At 74.7% G+C, this 17,936-nt stretch carries 16 protein-coding genes; 5 read left to right on the top strand and 11 right to left on the bottom strand.

Features of this window, described 5'->3' with window-relative positions:
* Positions 1–49: 49 nt before the first annotated feature.
* Complete coding sequence (gene hemE / locus J7E94_RS02720; RefSeq protein WP_308344457.1) at positions 50–1,096, top strand: uroporphyrinogen decarboxylase; 1,047 nt, start codon at positions 50–52, stop codon at positions 1,094–1,096.
* Positions 1,097–1,239: 143 nt separating this feature from the next.
* Here the strand turns inward: hemE and J7E94_RS02715 are convergent, their stop codons facing one another.
* Complete coding sequence (locus J7E94_RS02715; protein ID WP_215011977.1) at positions 1,240–2,631, bottom strand: FAD-dependent oxidoreductase; 1,392 nt, start codon at positions 2,629–2,631, stop codon at positions 1,240–1,242.
* A 59-nt stretch (positions 2,632–2,690) separates the two neighbouring features.
* On the bottom strand, positions 2,691–3,689 hold the full coding sequence (locus tag J7E94_RS02710; protein WP_215011976.1) for a DUF4349 domain-containing protein: 999 nt from the start codon (positions 3,687–3,689) through the stop codon (positions 2,691–2,693).
* A gap of 150 nt (positions 3,690–3,839) precedes the next feature.
* On the opposite strand from J7E94_RS02710, the gene hemG reads away from it, so the two are divergent.
* The gene (hemG, locus tag J7E94_RS02705) at positions 3,840–5,297 is read left to right on the top strand and encodes a protoporphyrinogen oxidase (protein WP_251056033.1); all 1,458 of its coding nucleotides are present in this window, start codon (positions 3,840–3,842) and stop codon (positions 5,295–5,297) included.
* A gap of 22 nt (positions 5,298–5,319) precedes the next feature.
* A complete protein-coding gene (hemQ, locus tag J7E94_RS02700; protein ID WP_215011973.1) occupies positions 5,320–6,033 on the top strand; it encodes a hydrogen peroxide-dependent heme synthase in 714 nt (237 codons plus the stop codon).
* 98 nt (positions 6,034–6,131) lie between these two features.
* On the opposite strand, the gene J7E94_RS02695 is transcribed toward hemQ, so the two are convergent.
* From J7E94_RS02695 to J7E94_RS02675, 5 genes are all read right to left on the bottom strand, one after another.
* Complete coding sequence (locus tag J7E94_RS02695; RefSeq protein ID WP_374224378.1) at positions 6,132–7,808, bottom strand: alpha/beta hydrolase; 1,677 nt, start codon at positions 7,806–7,808, stop codon at positions 6,132–6,134.
* A gap of 82 nt (positions 7,809–7,890) precedes the next feature.
* On the bottom strand, positions 7,891–8,679 hold the full coding sequence (locus tag J7E94_RS02690) for a TIGR04222 domain-containing membrane protein (protein ID WP_215011970.1): 789 nt from the start codon (positions 8,677–8,679) through the stop codon (positions 7,891–7,893).
* Positions 8,680–8,763: 84 nt separating this feature from the next.
* Positions 8,764–9,822: a TIGR04222 domain-containing membrane protein gene (locus tag J7E94_RS02685; protein WP_215011969.1), complete on the bottom strand. Its 1,059-nt coding sequence runs from the start codon at positions 9,820–9,822 to the stop codon at positions 8,764–8,766.
* Entirely contained in the window at positions 9,819–11,282 is a 1,464-nt protein-coding gene (locus tag J7E94_RS02680) for a DUF692 domain-containing protein (RefSeq protein WP_215011968.1), read from the bottom strand. The genes J7E94_RS02685 and J7E94_RS02680 overlap by 4 nt, the downstream gene beginning before the upstream one ends.
* A 161-nt stretch (positions 11,283–11,443) precedes the next feature.
* Positions 11,444–12,196 carry an aminoacyl-tRNA hydrolase gene (locus J7E94_RS02675; protein WP_215011967.1) on the bottom strand — a complete coding sequence of 251 codons (753 nt, stop codon included), beginning with the start codon at positions 12,194–12,196 and terminating at the stop codon, positions 11,444–11,446.
* 71 nt (positions 12,197–12,267) lie between these two features.
* On the opposite strand from J7E94_RS02675, the gene J7E94_RS02670 reads away from it, so the two are divergent.
* Positions 12,268–12,942, top strand: a complete 675-nt coding sequence (locus tag J7E94_RS02670) for an AIM24 family protein (RefSeq protein WP_215011966.1) — start codon at positions 12,268–12,270, stop codon at positions 12,940–12,942.
* Between the two features lie 26 nt (positions 12,943–12,968).
* On the opposite strand, the gene J7E94_RS02665 is transcribed toward J7E94_RS02670, so the two are convergent.
* Genes J7E94_RS02665 through J7E94_RS02655 form a run of 3 tightly spaced genes read right to left on the bottom strand, consistent with a single transcriptional unit; the run spans position 12,969 to position 16,566 of the window.
* Positions 12,969–13,955 (bottom strand): hypothetical protein, encoded by a 987-nt coding sequence (locus J7E94_RS02665; protein ID WP_215011965.1) that lies wholly within the window; start codon positions 13,953–13,955, stop codon positions 12,969–12,971.
* Complete coding sequence (locus J7E94_RS02660; protein WP_215011964.1) at positions 13,952–15,217, bottom strand: MFS transporter; 1,266 nt, start codon at positions 15,215–15,217, stop codon at positions 13,952–13,954. The genes J7E94_RS02665 and J7E94_RS02660 overlap by 4 nt, the downstream gene beginning before the upstream one ends.
* Positions 15,217–16,566 (bottom strand): discoidin domain-containing protein, encoded by a 1,350-nt coding sequence (locus tag J7E94_RS02655; RefSeq protein ID WP_215011963.1) that lies wholly within the window; start codon positions 16,564–16,566, stop codon positions 15,217–15,219. Before J7E94_RS02655 ends, J7E94_RS02660 begins: the two co-directional genes overlap by 1 nt.
* A 249-nt stretch (positions 16,567–16,815) precedes the next feature.
* Here J7E94_RS02655 and J7E94_RS02650 point away from each other — a divergent pair, with 249 nt between their 5' ends.
* On the top strand, positions 16,816–17,007 hold the full coding sequence (locus J7E94_RS02650; protein ID WP_215011962.1) for a hypothetical protein: 192 nt from the start codon (positions 16,816–16,818) through the stop codon (positions 17,005–17,007).
* Positions 17,008–17,029: 22 nt separating this feature from the next.
* Here the strand turns inward: J7E94_RS02650 and J7E94_RS02645 are convergent, their stop codons facing one another.
* On the bottom strand, positions 17,030–17,935 hold the full coding sequence (locus J7E94_RS02645) for a polysaccharide deacetylase family protein (RefSeq protein WP_308344435.1): 906 nt from the start codon (positions 17,933–17,935) through the stop codon (positions 17,030–17,032).
* Between the last annotated feature and the right edge of the window lies 1 nt (position 17,936).

The raw sequence follows: 17,936 nt of genomic DNA, 5'->3' as shown, positions 1-17,936 counted from the left end.
CAACGACCTTCCCCTCGCGCCAGGCTCCGCCGGCGCCGGGGAGACCCCAGTGACGGGCCAGCCGAGCCAGACGTACGATTCCGCCTTCCTGAAGGCGTGCCGGCGGGAGCCGGTGCCGCACACCCCCGTGTGGTTCATGAGGCAGGCGGGGCGCTCGCTCCCGGAGTACCGCAAGCTGCGCGAGGGCACGCAGATGCTGGAGTCCTGCATGCGGCCCGACCTGGTCACCGAGATCACGCTCCAGCCGGTGCGCCGCCACAAGGTGGACGCGGCGATCTTCTTCTCCGACATCGTGGTCCCGCTGAAGGCCATCGGCGTCGACCTGGACATCAAGCCGGGCATCGGCCCGGTCGTCGCCCAGCCGATCCGCCGCCGCGAGGACCTCGCACAGCTGCGCGACCTCACCCCCGAGGACGTCCCGTACGTCACCGAGGCGATCGGCATGCTTACGGGTGAACTGGGCTCCACGCCGTTGATCGGATTCGCGGGCGCGCCTTTCACCCTCGCGAGCTACCTGGTCGAGGGCGGCCCCTCGAAGAACCACGAGCACACCAAGGCCCTGATGTACGGGGACCCGCAGCTGTGGGCGGACCTGCTCGACCGCCTCGCGGAGATCACCTCCGCCTTCCTGAAGGTCCAGATCGAGGCGGGCGTCTCCGCCGTCCAGCTCTTCGACTCCTGGGTCGGCGCGCTCGCCCCGGCGGACTACCGCCGCTCGGTCATGCCGGCCTCGGCGAAGGTCTTCGAGTCCGTCGCCTCGTACGGGGTCCCGCGGATCCACTTCGGCGTGGGCACGGGCGAGCTGCTGGGCCTGATGGGCGAGGCCGGCGCGGACGTCATGGGCGTCGACTGGCGCATCCCGATGGACGAGGCCGTCCGCCGGGTGGGCCCGGGCAAGGCGCTCCAGGGGAACCTGGACCCGGCCGTGCTGTTCTCCACCGAGGAGGCAGTGCGCGCCAAGACCGACGAGGTCCTGACCGCGGCCGCAGGCCTGGAGGGCCACGTCTTCAACCTGGGCCACGGCGTCCTCCCGACGACGGACCCGGACGCCCTGACCCGCCTGGTGGACTACGTCCACACCCAGACCGAGCGCTGAGCGCCGTTGCCGGGGCGCTGCCCCGGACCCCGCGCCTCAAACGCCGGCGGGGCTGAAATCGCCCTCCGGGCAGTCCAGCCCCGCCGGCGTTTGAGGCGACGGGCGGTGGAAGAGCGGGTAGGGGACCAGCCCCGCAGGGCCGCCTACACCCCCGCCGCCCGCACCGCCGATACCGCCTTGCGGGCCGCCACCAGGACGGGGTCCCAGACCGGGGAGAACGGCGGCGCGTAGCCCAGGTCGAGCGCCACGACCTGCTCCACCGTCATGCCCGCCGTCAAGGCGACCGCCGCGATGTCCACCCGCTTCGCGGAACCGGCGCCGCCCACGATCTGCACGCCGAGGAGGCGCCCGGTGCGCCGCTCCGCCAGCATCTTCACCGTCATCTCCGCCGCGCCCGGGTAGTAGCCCGCCGTGTTCGTCGAGCGGATGGTGGCGGTGACGAAGCGGAGCCCGGCCTCCAGCGCGTCCCGCTCGCGCAGCCCCGTACGGGCGATCTCCAGGTCGCACACCTTGCTGACCGCCGTGCCCACGACCCCCGGGAACGTCGCGTAGCCGCCGCCCACGCCCGAGCCGATGACCTGGCCGTGCTTGTTGGCGTGCGTGCCCAGCGGGATGTGCCGGGTGCGGCCCGCGACCAGGTCCAGCACCTCCACGCAGTCGCCGCCCGACCAGATGTTCTCGTGACCGCGGACCCGCATCGACAGGTCCGTGAGGATGCCGCCCGACGGGCCGAGCGGGAGCCCGGCCGCCCGGGCCAGGGCCGTGCGCGGCTCCACGCCCATGCCGAGCACGACCACGTCCGCCGGGTACTCCTCGCCGGCCGCCGTGGCCACCGCGCGGACCCGGCCCTCCCCGTCTTCGAGGATCTTCGTCACCTCGGCGCCCGAGACCGTACGGATCCCCATGCCGTTCATCGCGCTGTGCACCAGGCCGCCCATGTCCGGGTCCAGCGTGGACATCGGCTGCTCGCCGCGGTGCAGGACGGTGACCTCGTAGCCCCGGCCGATCAGGGCCTCGGCCATCTCCACGCCGATGTAGCCCGCGCCGACCACGACCGCCCGGCGGCCCTCCGTACGCTCCAGCGTGCCCATCAGGCGCTGGCCGTCGTCCAGGCTCTGGATGCCGTGGACCCCGTGCGCGCCGATGCCGGGGAGGCGGGGGCGGACCGGGCGGGCGCCGGTCGCCAGGACGAGCTTGTCGTAGCGCGTCCAGGATTCGGAACCGCTGTCGAGATCGCGGGCGCGGACCCGCCCGCCCGCGAGGTCCAGCTCCACGACCTCGGTACGGGTGCGCAGGTCGATGCCGCGGGCCCGGTGCTCCTCGGGGGTGCGGGCGATCAGGTCGTCGCGCTCGGCGACCCGGCCGCCGATCCAGTACGGGATGCCGCACGCGGAGTAGGAGGTGAAGTGCCCGCGCTCGAAGGCGACGATCTCCAACTCGTCCGGCCCCTTGAGCCGCCGGGCCTGTGACGCGGCGGACATCCCCGCCGCGTCACCGCCGACCACCACCAGTCGTTCCTTCGCCGCCGTCGCCATGGCCCGTACCGCCCCTTCACCGTCATCGGATGGGGAACACGCTACGGGCGAACGTGCGTTCAGTCCTGTACGCGGGCCTCGGTGTCCGCGGCGGGCCCGGTGTCCGAAGCCGCCGCCCGGGCCGCCGGGACCGATACCCGCTTCGGGACCAGTCCCGTCCTGCGCCGCGCCGGACGCAGCCGCCGGTACAGCCGGTAGCCCAGGCCCACCAGCGCGGCGGCCAGCGCGAACGGCAGCAGCGCGCCCACCGCCAGCGTCAGGAAGCGCAGGACCGTCAGGAAGACCCCCCAGCCGCCGCGCAGGGCGTCCATGAAGGAGGACTCCTTCTCCTCCTCCCCCACCGGCTTCGCGGCCGGTTCCGACACCTCCAGCGTGATCGTGCCCAGCGAGGTCTGGTCCTTCAGCGCCGTCTGCTGCGCCAGCAGCGACTCCAGGTCGGACTGGCGCCGGCTCAGCTCGCTCTCGAGCATCACCACCTCGCTCAGGGCCGAGGCCCTGCCCATCATCTCCCGCACCCGGGCCACGCTGGCCTGTTGCGAGGCGACGCGGCTGCCGATGTCGGCGACCTTCTCGGTGACGTCCTGCGCGTCGACCTTGCGGTGGAGGAGCTTTCCGCTGCCCTCCATGGCCCCGAGCACCGCGTCGTAGCGCTCGCCCGGCACCCGCATGGTCAGGGTCGAGGTCATCCGGCCGTCCTGGCCGCGTTTAGTGGACTCGTTGCCGACGTAGCCGCCCGCGCCGTCCGCCGCCGCACGGGCCGCGGCGAGCGTCTTCTGGGCGTCGGCGGTCTCGATGCCGAGCGTCGCCGTACGGATGACGTGGGGCCGGACCACGGCCGGCTGCTGCGCGCCCTTGTCGCCCGTCGCGGGCGCCGCCGAGGGAGCCGCCGCGGCCCCCTTCGCACCTTCCTGGGCCTTGCTGTCCTGCGCGGGCGCGACCGCCGCCTTGTCGGCCGCGTGGTCCGTGCCGGCGGCGCCGCAGCCGGTGAGCGCGAGCGCCCCGGCCAGGGAGAGGGCGGCCAGGGCGGCCGCGGAGCGCTGTCTGTTCCGGGTGTGCATCGCTGTAAACCCCCGAGGTTCGGCTGGTGTTGCCGTTTCGACGCACAGAGCCCCGTCGCGGGTTTCGCTTCCCCGGTCCCGGGCCGGTCCCGATGCGGTCACGGTCCGGCCTCGGTGATCGGCCAAGGAGCGGTCTGAGACGATGTGTCCATGCACGAAGCGGACATGCGTACGGACGGACCCGGCAGCACGGGCCATGTCGTCGTCATCGGCGGTGGCATCGCGGGCCTCGCGGCAGCCCACCGGCTCCTCTCCCAGGGCGTCCGCGTCACGCTGCTGGAGGCCGGCCACCGGCTCGGCGGCAAGCTGCGGTCCGGCGAGCTCGCCGGCGCCCCCGTCGACCTCGGCGCCGAGTCCGTGCTCGCCCGCCGCCCCGAAGCCGTGGACCTCGCCCGGGCCGTGGGCCTCGGCGAAGCCCTCCAGGCGCCCGCCACCGCCACCGCCCACCTGTGGACCCGGGGCGCACTGCGGCCGATGCCGCGCGGCCACGTCATGGGGGTCCCCGGCGACCTGGGGCCGCTCGCCGCGTCCGGGGTGCTCTCGCGCGAGGGCCTGGCCCGGATCGAGGCCGAAGGCGCCCTGCCGCCCACCGAGATCGGCGAGGACGTCGCGGTCGGCGCGTACGTCGCCGCCCGGCTGGGCCGCGAGGTCGTCGACCGGCTCGTGGAACCGCTGCTCGGCGGGGTCTACGCGGGCGACGCCTACCGCATCTCGATGCGGGCCGCCGTGCCCCAGCTCTTCGAGGCCGCCCGCACGCACCGCTCGCTGGGCGAGGGCGTACGGGAACTGCAGCGCCGGGCGGAGCAGACCCCCCAGGCGGCCGGCCCCGTCTTCGCCGGCATCGACGGCGGTATCGGACGGCTCCCGATCGCCGTCGCCGAGGCCTGCCGGGCGGCCGGGGCGCGGATCCTCCTCGACACCCCCGTGCGCGAGGTCACCCGTACGACCGGCGGCTGGCGGGTCGTGGCCGGCGCCGGGTCCACCGAGGTCATCGAGGCCGACGGCGTGATCGTGGCCACCCCGGCCGGGCCGGCCGCCCGGCTGCTCGACGGGCTCGCGCCCGCCGCCGCGGCCGAGCTGCGCGGGGTCGAATACGCCTCGATGGCCCTGGTCACGATGGCCTTCCGCCGCTCCGACCTGCCGGCCTCCGTCACCGGGGGCGGCGCCAGCGGATTCCTCGTACCGCCCGTCGACGGCCGGACCATCAAGGCGTCCACCTTCTCCAGCAACAAGTGGGCCTGGGCAGGGGCCGATCCGGACCTTTTCCTGCTGCGGACCTCCGTGGGCCGCTACGGGGACGAGGGCGAACTGGAGCGGGAGGACGCGGAACTGGTCGAGGTCTCCCTGGCCGACCTCGGCGCGGCCGTGGGCCTCGCGGCCCGTCCGGTGGCCTCCACCGTCACCCGCTGGGATGGCGGGCTGCCGCAGTACCCGGTCGGCCATCTCTCCCGGGTGGCCCGGATCCGTACCGCGGTCGCGGCCCTGCCCGGCCTCGCCGTGTGCGGCGCGCTCTACGACGGGGTGGGCATCCCGGCGTGCGTCGCCAGTGCCGGCAAGGCCGCGGACGCCGTCATCGCCTCGTTCGGCACCCCTGGCACAGAGCACTGATCGGCACTGGGACAATAGGCACATGACTGCACCAGAGAAGATTCCCAATGCGGGGAAGAAGGCGAAGGACCTCAACGAGGTCATCCGCTACACCCTGTGGTCCGTCTTCAAGCTGAAGGACGTTCTGCCCGAGAACCGCGCCGGCTACGCCGACGAGGTCCAGGAGCTGTTCGACCAGCTGGCCGCCAAGGACATCACCGTCCGCGGCACCTATGACGTCTCCGGCCTGCGCGCCGACGCGGACATCATGATCTGGTGGCACGCGGAGACCTCGGACGAGCTGCAGACCGCGTACAACCTGTTCCGCCGCACCAAGCTGGGCCGCGCGCTGGAGCCGGTGTGGTCGAACATGGCCCTGCACCGCCCGGCCGAGTTCAACAAGTCGCACATCCCGGCCTTCCTGGCCGACGAGGTCGCCCGCGACTACGTCAGCGTGTACCCCTTCGTGCGCAGCTACGACTGGTACCTGCTGCCCGACGAGGACCGCCGCCGCATGCTCGCCGACCACGGCAAGATGGCCCGCGGCTACCCCGACGTGCGGGCCAACACCGTCGCCTCCTTCTCGCTGGGCGACTACGAGTGGCTGCTGGCCTTCGAGGCCGACGAGCTCTACCGCATCGTGGACCTCATGCGTCACCTGCGTGCCTCCGAGGCCCGTATGCACGTCCGCGAAGAGGTGCCCTTCTACACCGGGCGCCGCAAGTCCGTCGCCGATCTGGTGGCCGGGCTCGCCTGATACCTCCCCTGGGGGGAAGGACCGGAGGACTGACCTTCTCCGGTGGATCGGGAGGCCCTGCCCCCGAAACGACGCAGCCGGAGATCCCGCCCGGAAGTTCAGACGACAGGCGGCAGCAGTGCCCTGCGGGCGCTTGCCGCCCCGTCGTCCAGCGACACCGGTGCGGGCTCCGGATGCGGCGCACACGTGACACGCCACCCCGGGGTGTCACCTGTCAGCAGATACCGCTCCACGTGACGGTCCACGCAGCCATTGCGTCCGCCGAACACCCCGTGGGTGCCGGCCCCGCGCTCCGTGACCAGCGCGGCCCCGCCGCCGAGCCGCCGCTGAAGCTCCAGCGCGCCCGGGTACGGGGTCGCCCCGTCCCGCTCCGCCGCGACGATCAGCGTGCCGGGGAGCCGGGCGGCCCGGGCCCCCGCCGCGATCCCCACCTCGACCGGCTGCTGCCGTGCCCGCACCGGCCAGTAGGCGCACGGCAGGTTCAGGAAGGCGTGGGCCCAGGCCCCGAAGGGGGCCGTGCGGGCCAGTTCGGTGTGGTCGCGGTCCCAGGTCTCCCAGTCGCCGGGCCAGGGAGCGTCGTTGCACAGCACCGCCGTGTAGACCGCCGTCGCGTTCTCGGCGCCGGCCGCCGCGGCCGGGTCCGGGGCGGCCTGCCCGGTCAGCGGGCCCGGATCGCCGCGCAGGAAGGCCGCCAGGGTCGCCGCCCGCTCCGGCCAGACGTCGTCGTCGTACGCGGCCTGGAGGTAGGCGGCTTGGAGTTCGCCGGTCCCGACGGACCCGCCGGCGGGGGTACGGGCCACCGCGTCCCGGACCCGTTCGTAGCTCGCCTGTACGGCCGCCGGGGTGGAGCCGAGTCCGTACGTGTCGTGGTGGCGGGCGGCCCAGGCGCGGAAGTCGTACCAGCGGTGCTCGAACGCCCGTGCCTGGTCGAGGGTGTTGCGGTACCAGACGCGGCTCGGGTCGGGATCGACCGCCGAGTCGAGGACCATGCGCCGGACGCGGCCCGGGTGGAGGGTGGCGTAGACCGCGCCCAGGTAGGTGCCGTACGAGGAGCCCAGGAAGCTCAGCCGGTCCTCGCCGAGGGCGGCCCGCAGCACGTGCAGGTCGCGGACGTTGTCCAGGGTCGTGTAGTGGGGCAGGGCCGGGCCCGCCCGCAGGGCGCAGCCGCGGGCGTAGGCCCGGGCGGCGGCGACACGCTGCCGCTTGTACGCGGGGGAGGGCTCGGCCGGGACCTGGGTGGTGCCGCGGGCGGCGGGGTCCTGGCAGGAGAGCGGGGCGGAGCGGCCGACTCCGCGCGGTGCGTAGCCGACGAGGTCGTAGGCGGCGGCGATCCGCCCCCAGCCCGGCGCCTCGGCGAGGAGCGGGAAGCGCATGCCGGAGGCGCCGGGGCCGCCGGGGTTGTGGACGAGGGCGCCTTGCCGGGGGGCGCCGAGGGCGCCGCTCGCCGGGACGCGGCTGACGGTGAGTGAGATCTGCGGGCCGACGGGGCGGGCGTAGTCGAGCGGCACGCGCAGGGTCGCGCACCGGATGGGGCCGGGCAGCCCCTCGACGTGCGGGCAGGGCCCGAAGCCGAGGCCGGTGGCGGCGGCGCGGCGGGCGGCGAGCTCGGCGCCCGCCTCCGCGGCGGCGCCGCCGGGCGGGAGGGGCAGGGCGGCCCCGGCCGGGCGCGGGAGCGGCCGCGCGAGCGGGGCGGCGGCCGCGGGGACGGCGGTGGCCCCGGTGCACAGGGTGAGGGAGAACCCCGCCGCGGCGGCTGCGAGGCGGGCGAGCGGCATCCGCATGGCGGCCCCTTCGTATCGTCCGATGAGACGACCATCGGGCCGGAGCCGTGTAAAGGATCGGCGGCCGGTGTCGGCCTCAATGGCCCCGTTGCCGCGGGAACCACCCCCGGTTGCCGTACCCCAGCGCCGCCCGCAGCCCGGGGTCGGAGACCACGCGGACCCCGCGCACGGCCACCGCGGTCAGCGAATCCCGGTGGCTGCGCTCCCGGTCCAGCGCGACGAGCAGCCGCTGGCCGGCCGGGGAAGCCCAGCGCGAGTACGGGTGGGCCTCGAAGCGGGCTATGGCCAGGCAGCTCGCGCCGAGGATGAGCGGCAGCGAGAACCACGCCAGGATCATGGCGTGGGTCATGCCTGCGCCGGCCGGGAGGGTGACGGAGGCCGCGGCCATCGCGAGGACCAGCAGGGTGGCCCCGCGCACGGCCCGGACCCCGTCGGCGACCCCGCGCCGGGAGCCGGCGGGCACCGCGAGACCGGCTTCGCCGAGCCGGTCCGCGAGGGCCCGTACCGCCTCGTCCGCGGCCGCCGTGGACCGCAGGTCCGGTACGGGAGACTGCCCGTCGGAGCCGAACGCGCCGAGTACGGACCACTCGTGGGCGTCGTGGCCGACGGGGTCGACGACGGTGGCCCAGCCGGTGTGGGCCAGCAGCAGCCGTCGCCGGCGCTGCATCGAGAGCAGCGTCAGCTCGGCCACCCGCCCTGGACCGCCGGCGAGGTAGGCGGCCTCGTACAGGCTCAGCTCGTCGTGGTGGGGCGCGGTGGCGGCGCCGGTGGCGGGCTCGGCGGCGCGGGTGGCGGCCGCCAGGAGGAGGGTGCACGACCACAGCACCCCCGCCCAGGACACCAGCAGGAAGAGGACCCAGAACATCCCCGCTTTCTACAAGCAGTTGATGCACGTGGTCACAGGTGGCGCCGAGGTGTGAGCACCTTGTGATGCGGCCGTGATGGGGAGTCAGGAGCTGCTGGAGCAGCTGGAACCGGACGAACTGCTGCAACTCGAACTGCTGCCGGAGCAACTGGAACTACTGCTTCCGCAGCTGCTGCCGGAGGAGCCGCAGCCCGATCCCGAGGAGGAGGAGCAGCTGCTGCCGCCCGACGAGCCGCAGCCCGAACCGGATCCGCAGCCCGAGCCGCAGCCGGAACCGCCCCCGCTGCCACCGTCGCTCCCGGCGCACCAGACGACGGGCAGGACCTCGGCGGAGGCCGCGTACGAGGAGCCCGACCCGTGCGGACGGGAGGCCGCCTGGGCCGCGGCCAGCCGGGTGCCGCGCGCGGCGGGCACCAGCTGGCCGCGCAGGAACGGGTCCCGCAGACCGCGCAGTCCGAACAGCGCGGTCTGCACGTGCGGGTTCCGGTCGTTGAGGTACGAGGAGCGGATCTCGCGCAGCGCCCGCATCCCCGCCGGGGTCAGCCGGCCCTTGGCGCGGGCCGCGCAGACCAGGCCCACCACGACCCCGCCCAGCAGGACGGGCAGCACCTTCACGATGAACGGCACCTGGACCGCCCCGGGCCGCAGGAGGCACGCCGCGAAGGTGAGCGGCAGCGACACCGGGACCAGGATCCCGCACACGGTGGCCTGGACCAGCCCCCAGCGCCGCCAGGCCCGGCCCCACCCGGGCGGCGAGAGCAGCCCCCGGGCGGCCAGCGCGCCCCCGGTCTCCTGGACGGCAGGGTCGAGCATGGCGGCGTAACGGACCTGGTAGAGCCAGCCCGAGGGCGCATCCTGGTGTGCCTGGAGGACGGCGCGCTCGGCCGGGTCGTACGCGCGCGCCCCGGGGCGTACGTGGGCGATGCCGGGGCCGCCGACGATCAGCCGGCCGTCCGCGAGCATCGAGACGAGCGCGGTGTCCACGACGGCGCCGGGGCCGCCCGCCATGAACGCGGCCTCGGACAGGTCGTGCAGGGCGGGCGCCGGGCCGGCCGACGGGGGCCGGGAGCGGCGCAGGCCGCGGATCAGCAGGCCGCTGGAGACGGCGACGCCGAGCCAGATCGCGAGGGCGAGGAGGTTCATGCCGCTCTCCCCACGAGGGCCCGGGCCCAGCGCACGACCCGGCGGGGCGGCCGCGCACCGGCCCGGTCCCGCCACCAGGAGGTCAGCCGCCGCCGGGCGGCCGGGTCGGCCGGCAGGTCCCGGATCAGCAGGTGCTCGGCGAAGTCCAGCGCGTCGCGGCGGTATCCGCCGGTCATGGGACGGCCCTTGGCGTACGCGAGGAAGGCCGCGCGGTACGGTCCGGCGCCGCCCAGGATCCCCGGCAGCTCGGGCGCCACCTTGGCCACCACATCGGCCCGCTTGGCGGCCAGCGCCCGGGCCTGTACCCCGATCCGCTGCCGGTCGAAGCCCTCGGGCACGGGCGTCCCGGCCACCAGCGCCGACAACAGCGCGGCCTGCCCGAGCGCCACCCGGGTCCGGGCCGCCTCGGCGACGCCCCGCGTCGCGGGGTCGGCCGGAGCGCCGGAATCCGGGGCGGGTCCCGCCGCGCCGGCGGCCGGGTCGGCCGCCGCCTCGGGGCCGCCCTGGTGGGCGGGGTCCGCCCCGGGGGCCGCCGAAGCCGTCGCATCGCCCGGAGCCGCCTGCGCCGGGGCGGAGGTCCGGGCTCCCGCCCGGCCCGCGGCCGCCCGGCCCGCGGCCGCCCGGCCCGCGGCCGCCCGGCCCGCGGCCACCGCGCGGATCGCGGTCAGTTCGGCGGCCAGTTCCGCCTCCGGCGGGAAGTCGTCGTCCCGTTCCAGCAGCACGCCCGGCGGGTCCACCCGGGAGCGGAGTTCGGCGAGCAGGTCGAGGACCACCGGCGGCACCGGGTGGGCGTGCGTGTCGTGCCAGACCCCGCTCCGCTCGACGCCGCCCGCCACGTGCACGTAGGCCAGCGCCTCCAGCGGGATCCCGTCCAGTACGGCGGCCGGGTCCTCGCCCCGGTTGACCCGGTTGGTGTGCAGGTTGGCCACGTCGATGAGCAGCCGGACGCCGGTCCGCTCGACAAGCTCCGTCAGGAACTGCCCCTCCGTCAGCTCCTCGCCGGGCCACGAGAACAACGCGGCGATGTTCTCCAGCGCCAGCGGCACCGGCAGGGCGTCCTGCGCGATCCGCACGTTCTCGCACAGCACGTCCAGCGCGTCCCGCGTGCGCGGCACCGGCAGCAGGTGGCCCGCCTCCAGCACGGGCCGTACGGCCGAGGACGTGCGGACGAAGGCGATGTGCTCGGTGACCAGCGGCGCCCCCAGCGCCACCGCCCGCTCGCCGAGCGCCGCCAGCTTCTCCGGGTCGGGCCGGTCGGCGCCGCCCAGTCCCAGCGAGACCCCGTGCGGCACGACGCGCGTCCCGCGCTCGCGCAGCCTCAGCAGCGCCTCGGGCAGGTGGCCCGGGCAGATGTTCTCGGCCACCACCTCGACCCAGTCAAGGCCGGGCAGCCGCTCCACGGCGTCCGCGATCTCCGGCCGCCAGCCGATGCCCACCCCCAGGTGTGCCATGGGCTTCATGTCCCCTCGCCCCCTCTCGGCGCTTCCCATCGGACCGTGTGCCGGTGTCATGGCCCCACCGGCGTCCGGCCAACCGCGCGGAGGGGACGTTCAGAGCAACATTTGAGGTTCCCGGGGGACGGGGACGGGGACGGGGGCGCCAACGCGGACGGGAAGGGGGATCAGACCCGGGCCCGCAGGGCCGGGTGGTCGGCGATCACCGTCGCGCTGCCCGGCGCGATCTCCGTGAACCCGGCGTCCCGGACCACCGGCAGGCCGCTCCCGCTCAGCTCCGCCCACCGCTCGCGCGCAGCCGTCCGTACGGCCAGCCGGAAACCGGAGTCCTGCCACGCGGTCCGCTCCGCGTCCGTCAGCTCCCACCACGCCAGCTGCGCCGCGTGCCCGGCCTGGGCCATCGCCTTGCCGGCGGACATGCCGAGGCCGGGGTTGAACCACAGCACCGGCACACCCGGCTCCACGGCCGCGGCCACCGGCTCCGGGTCGTCCAGATCGGTGCCCGACACCTGGAGCTTCGCCAGCTCCTTGGGCCAGCCGTCCAGCGGCACCGGCGGGAAGACCCGTACCTCCGTGGTGTCACCGTGCACCGTGACACCCGGCAGGGTGCCCGCCTTGCGCCACTCAGCCCCGCGCGCCCGCCGGACCACCTTGCGGATCCGCGCGTCCTGCCAGTCCCGGACCGCCTCGGCCCACTCGCCCTCGCCCAGCGCCCGCTCGTCGGTCAGCAGGACCAGCACCGCGCGGGCCGCCGTCTCCAGCGCGTCCGTCCGGGCGGGCGGCCCGGTCTTCTCGATCCGCACCACCAGCGGCAGGACGAACTGCGGGGCCTCGTCGCGCAGGACGTGCTCCTGCCGGAAGGGGCTGTCCGCCCCGACCGCGGGTACGTCGGTGGTGTCATGGGTGTTCCGGCTGCTCATCCCGCCAAGGATGCCAGGCTCCGCCTCCAGGATGATGCCGAGGGGGGCCGGTCCGGGCGAGGATCGACGGCATGAAGAGCGATCTTTTTGCGTCCGAGAACCTGGCCCAGGCGGCCGTCGCCCCCGGCATGACCCTGCAGAACGCCAAGTCCGTGAAGTACGCCGTCAACGGCGAGATGCTGGCCCGCCAGGGCTCGATGGTCGCCTTCCGCGGCAACCTCCAGTTTGAGCGCAAGGGACAGGGCATCGGCGGCATGCTCAAGCGCGCCGTCACGGGCGAGGGCCTGGCGCTCATGTCGGTACGGGGCCAGGGCGAGGCCTGGTTCGCCCACCAGGCGGGCAACTGCTTCATCATCGACTTCGAGCCGGGCGACGCGCTGACCATCAACGGCCGCAACGTGCTCTGCTTCGACCCGACCCTCTCCTACGAGATCAAGATGCTGAAAGGCGCCGGCATGACCGGCGGCGGCCTCTTCAACAGCCTCTTCACCGGCACCGGCAAGCTCGCCGTGGTCTGCGACGGCAATCCGATCGTCATCCCGGTCACCGGGCAGTCCCCCGTCTACGTGGACACGGACGCGGTCGTCGGCTGGAGCGCGCAGCTGGAGACCGGACTCCACCGCTCCCAGTCGGTCGGCTCGATGATCCGCGGCGGCTCCGGCGAGGCCGTCCAGCTCAGCCTGCGCGGCGAGGGGTTCGTCATCGTCCGCCCGAGCGAGCTCACCGAGACGGCGGCCGCGCACTGAACCCGGCCGGGTGACGGGGGCCGCCGCTACCGGTGGGCCGGTGACGAGCCGCCCGCCGCGAGAAGGCGGGGCGCTCCCGTGCCGTCCGCCGGGACCGACCAGATGTCGCTCGTGCGGCCGTCGCGTCCCGGCAGGGCGTAGGCGAGGGCCGAGTCGTCCAGCCAGACGGCCTGGTCGTCGACGCTGTGCGGTTCGGCCGACGGCTGTTCGCGCATCGTCGCCAGGTCGAGGACGTACAGCCGCCAGGGTGCCCGGAGGTCCTCGGAGACCTTCTTCTTGAAGGCGATGCGCGTCCCGTCCGGCGACAGCGAGGGGCATTCGACGTTCTCGCGCAACGCCTTCGCCGACCAGTTCCGCAGGTCGCCCTCGACGAGGTGGGTGCGGCCCCCGGTGGAGACGGTGGCGTAGAAGCGGTTGTCGTCGCGGGCGAAGGTCACGCCCCAGTAGTTGACGTCGGGGCGGTGGTGGCGGACCCCGTCGAGGGTCAGCGGGATCTGCTCGACGGACTTGACGAGATACCCGGTGCGCAGGTCCAGGATCGACGTCCGCGTGGAGAAGGCGGAGGTCGCGTACGAGTCGCCGGCCGCGAACGTGGTCCAGGACAGCAGCTGCCCCGAGGCGGAGACGCGGGCCCGGTTGGGGATGCCGGGCACGGTTACCCGGCGGACCTCGCGCAGTCGCCGGTCGAGGACGAGCGCCTCGGTGCGGGCGGGGGTCCCTGGCAGCTTGCGCAGGCACAGGGCGTGTTCTCCGGCGGTGTGGAAGCGGTCGCAGGCGGGCCCGCCGGCCACGCGCTCCGCGTCCTGGCCGGGCCCGCGCGCGACCCGCCCGGTGGCCGCGTCCAGGAAGTACAGCCCGGGCTCTTCGAGGGTGAACGAGGCGTCGGCGCCGGCCTGCCTCAGCGGCCGTTCGCGGTGCCGCGCGTGCAGGACGTAGCCGAGGGAGCCGCCCGCGAGGAGCAGCACGGCGACGGCGACGAAGGCGAAGCGCAGCCGCCGGGAGCGGAGGATCATGACGGCTCCGGAGAAGAGGAGGGGGCGGGGGCGGGCCTACGGGCGGCGGGCAGGATGCTCCAGGCGGCCGCGAGCGCCCCGGCCAGCGCGAGCGAGGCGGCCCACAGGGCGGGCCGCTGTCCCCAGAAGGTCCACGCCGCCCCGAATCCGGCGGCGCCGAGGAGCCGGGCCAGCGCCTGGCCGGTCTGCAGCACCGCGAGTCCGCCCGCCCGGCCGCGAGCGGGCAGCAGGGGAGCGGCGAGCGCCATCAGGATGCCGTCCGTGGCGGCGTAGAAGATCCCCAGCAGCGTCAGCACGCCCACGACGGCCGGCCAGGAGACGGGGACGAGCAGCAGGACGTACGCGCCGAGCAGGGCGCCGTGCCCGAGCAGGAAGCCCGGGCGCCGCCCGGTCCGGTCGGCGATCCGGCCGGCCGGGACGGCGAGCAGCAGGTACACGGCGGCCGCGCCGAGCGGCAGCAGCGTGAACAGCGCGGGCGGCAGATCGAGCCCGCGCAGCAGCAGCAGGTAGAGGAAGGAGTCGCCGATGGTGGTGGCGCCGAGCAGGGTCGCGGCGTACAGGACGCGCCGGAAGGCGGGGTCGCGAACGGCCGCGTACGCGGGGGCTTTCGGGGCGGCGGGCGTGGGGACGGCAGGCTCCGCAGTGGCCGGGACGTACACGACGAGCAGGACCACGCCGAGGAGGCCCACGCAGAAGCTGACGGCGAACACCGCGTCGTAGGCGTCGGCGGTCGCCCACAGCACGGCGAAGGCGGCGAGCGGGCCGAGCAGGGCGCCCGTGGTGTCCATGGCGCGGTGCACGCCGAAGGAGCGCCCGAGCGTCTCCGGCGGGCCGCTGAGGGAGATCATGGCGTCGCGCGGAGCCGTGCGGATGCCCTTGCCCAGCCGGTCGGCGGCCAGCGCGGCGGTGATCGGGGCGGTGGCGCCGCCGGCGAGGAGCAGCCCGAGCCGGGAGAGCGCCGACAGCAGGTAGCCGGCCCCGGCGACCCGCTTGTGGCGGCCGCCGCGGTCGGCGAGCCGCCCGCCGAGCAGCCGCACGAGTGCGGTCGCGCCGTTGAACATGCCGTCCAGGAAGCCGAACTGGAGCGGGGACAGGCCGAGGCCCAGGACGAGGTAGAGCGGCAGCACCGCCGTGACCATCTCCGAGGAGACGTCGGTGACGAGGCTGACCGCGCCGAGCGCGAGGACGGCGGCGGGGACGCGCCGCCGGGCCCCTGGCGGGCGGGGCGGCGCGTCCGGGCGGCCGTTGGCGGCCAGGTACATCAGTGGCAGCTGTACTTCGGGCCGGTGTCCTTGACCTGCCCGTCCGTGCCGACGTAGGACCAGCCGTAGCCGGAGTCGGTGAATTCCAGCTTCAGCACGCCATACGGTCCGCTGATCCGCTTCTGGCTGTTGGGCTGCACCTGTTCGATCGGGTAGGGCTCGGCGCCGCCCATCCCGCCGACGATCTCCACGATCCCGTCGGCACTCGCCCTGCCCTCGGGGTCCTGCGGGGCGAACCGCTCGTAGTGGTGGTCGTGCCCGTTCAGCACGAGATCGGCCTTCGCCGCGTAGAGGATCTTCCACACGGGCTTGGACACCGGGTCGTTGCCGTGCCCGCCGGACGAGAACAGAGGATGGTGCCAGTAGGCGGCCACGTACTGCTTGGAGTTGGCGGCGAGGTCGGCCTTGAGCCAGTCGATCTGGGCGGCCTGGTCGAAGGAGTTGGAGTCCAGGGCGATGAAGTGCCAGTTGCCCTCGTCGTAGCTGTACCAGCTCTTGCCCTGCGGGAAGGCGATGCTTCCGAAGTACGCCTTGTAGCCGGCGAGGGAGCCGGCCGGGTCGTACGTCTCGTGGTTGCCCGGGACCGGCCGGGTCTTGGCCTTGAAGGCGCCCCAGCTCTTGTCGTAGTAGGCGCGGTAGTCGGAGAGCCGGGCGTCGTCGTACTGGTTGTCGCCCATCGTCAGGTAGAACCGCGGGTCGATGCGCTGGGCGAGCGCGGCGGTCTTGGGGTGCGCGCAGCCGCTGTCGGAGGCGGTGCACTGGGCGGCGATGTCACCGGCCGCGGCCACCGTGAAGGCGCCGCCGGGCGGCGGCCCGCCGTCGAGGGCGCCGTACACCTCGGCCTCGAAGAGCGAGTAGCCGTACGAGGTGCCGCGTGCGGTCCCGTGGACGCGCAGGTACCGCCCCTTGCCGGAGAGGCCGGTCCAGTCGTCGGTTCCGCCGTTGCCCGCGGCCTCGGTGGCGAGCGGGGTCCAGGCGGCGCCGTCGGCGGAGATCTCGATCCGGTAGGCCTTGGCGTAGGCCGCCTCCCAGGCCAGCCGCACCCGGGAGACGGTGGCGGAGGCGCCGAGGTCGACCCGGATCCACTGCGGGTCCTTGCCTTCGACGCTGGCCCAACGGGTGGCCGGGTCGCCGTCGAAGGCGTTCTTCGCGCCCAGCGACGAGGTCTCGGCGGAGGACGCGGTGGCCGGCTTCCCGCGCGATATGAGGGGGTCGGTGGCGGCCCCGGCCCGTTCGGGCCAGGTGAGGAGGAGCCCTCCGGCGAGCGCGAGGACGGCGGCGCCGACGAGGAGGAGGGTGCGAAGTCTGCCGCGGAGCAGGAGGGGCCGAGCGGAAGTGTTCAGGCGCATACCTGGACTCCCTGCCTTGGGGGTGGCGAGAGCTGGACAACCGGTGCGCGACGCCGCACCCCGGCCCGCGGGCGGGCAGGAAGCGGCGCCACGGCGGCCGGGTCAGAGCTCTCGCTGAGCGCGTCATGCCCGAGGGATTCGGGTCCGGGCACCGCGCCAAGCCGCCGCCCGGGACAGTAACAGGAAGGAAAGTTTCCTACCAGTACTTCGGCAGCACTTCGGCAGCGGCAGCCCAGTACGCTGGTGCGCATGGACCAGCCGGACCGCACCGAGTCGTACTGCCCCGCCCCGGCGGCCCCGCCCGGGCGGGTGGCAGGGCCGCCGTACGCCGACTGTCCGGAGTGCGGCAAGCCCACCGAGTACGGGGTCGCGACCCCGGGCGTGGTGCTCTGCCCGGTGTGCGAATGGCAGGACGCGCAGCGCACGGCCTGCTCCGGCTGAGGGCGCCGACCCGGGTCCTGCGCTACTTTCCGATCAGCTCGGAGACCTTCACGAAGCGGTAGCCGCGCTTGCGCAGCTCCGGGACGATCTTCCGGACGGCCTCCTCGGTGACGGGGGCGGCGCTGCGCGTGCAGTGCATGACCACCACCGAGCCGGGCTTCACCCCGGCCAGCACCTGCTCGGCCACCGCGTCCGGGTCCTTCGCGAAGGCGTCCCCGCTGACCACGTCCCACTGGACGGCCGTGACCTTGGCCGTGGACAGGGCCCGCAGCGCCTGGTCGTCGTAGCAGCCGCCCGGGAAGCGGAAGTACGGGACGGTGTTGACCGCGCCGGCCTTGCGGAAGGCGTCGAAGGCCCGGTCCACGTCGGCGCGGGCGGCGGCGCCGTCGAGCGACGGCAGCCCGTAGCAGGGGGACTTGAAGGCGTGGTGGCTGTAGGAGTGGTTCGCGATCTCGAAGTTCGCGTCGGTGCCGATGGACTTCGCCTGGTCCGGGTACTCCTCGGCCCAGCGGCCCGTCATGAAGATCGTCGAGGGCACCTTCAGAGTGCGCAGGGTCGAGATCAGCTGGGGGTTGTCGAAGCGCTCCCCGTCCGCGGCGCGCGGCCCCTGGTCGGAGGTCATGTCGGCGTCGAAGGTCAGCGCGACGGCCTTGTCGCTCTGCTGCTTCGCCCGCTCGAAGACCGGGGTCAGGCCGTTCGGGCCGGGCGCCATGGTCGGGGCCTTGTGCGGCGCGCCGGCCTGCGGGGCGGAGGCGGAGGGCGAGGCGGGGGCGGCCGCTGACGGCGCGGCCGGGGCGGGGGCGGTGGCCGCGTGGGTGCCCATACGGGCCTCACCGCCGGCGTCCGACGTGCCGGTGCCGCCCCCGCATCCGGCGAGGGCGGCACTGAGGGCGGCTACGGCCGCCGCTTTGCGCACAGAAATGGTCACG

Origin of the sequence: Streptomyces sp. ISL-94, assembly GCF_018614075.1 — a bacterium.
Lineage (GTDB): Bacteria > Actinomycetota > Actinomycetes > Streptomycetales > Streptomycetaceae > Streptomyces.
The sequence above is the reverse complement of the archived record's forward strand: the minus strand, read 5'-3'. Positions and strand labels throughout refer to the sequence as shown.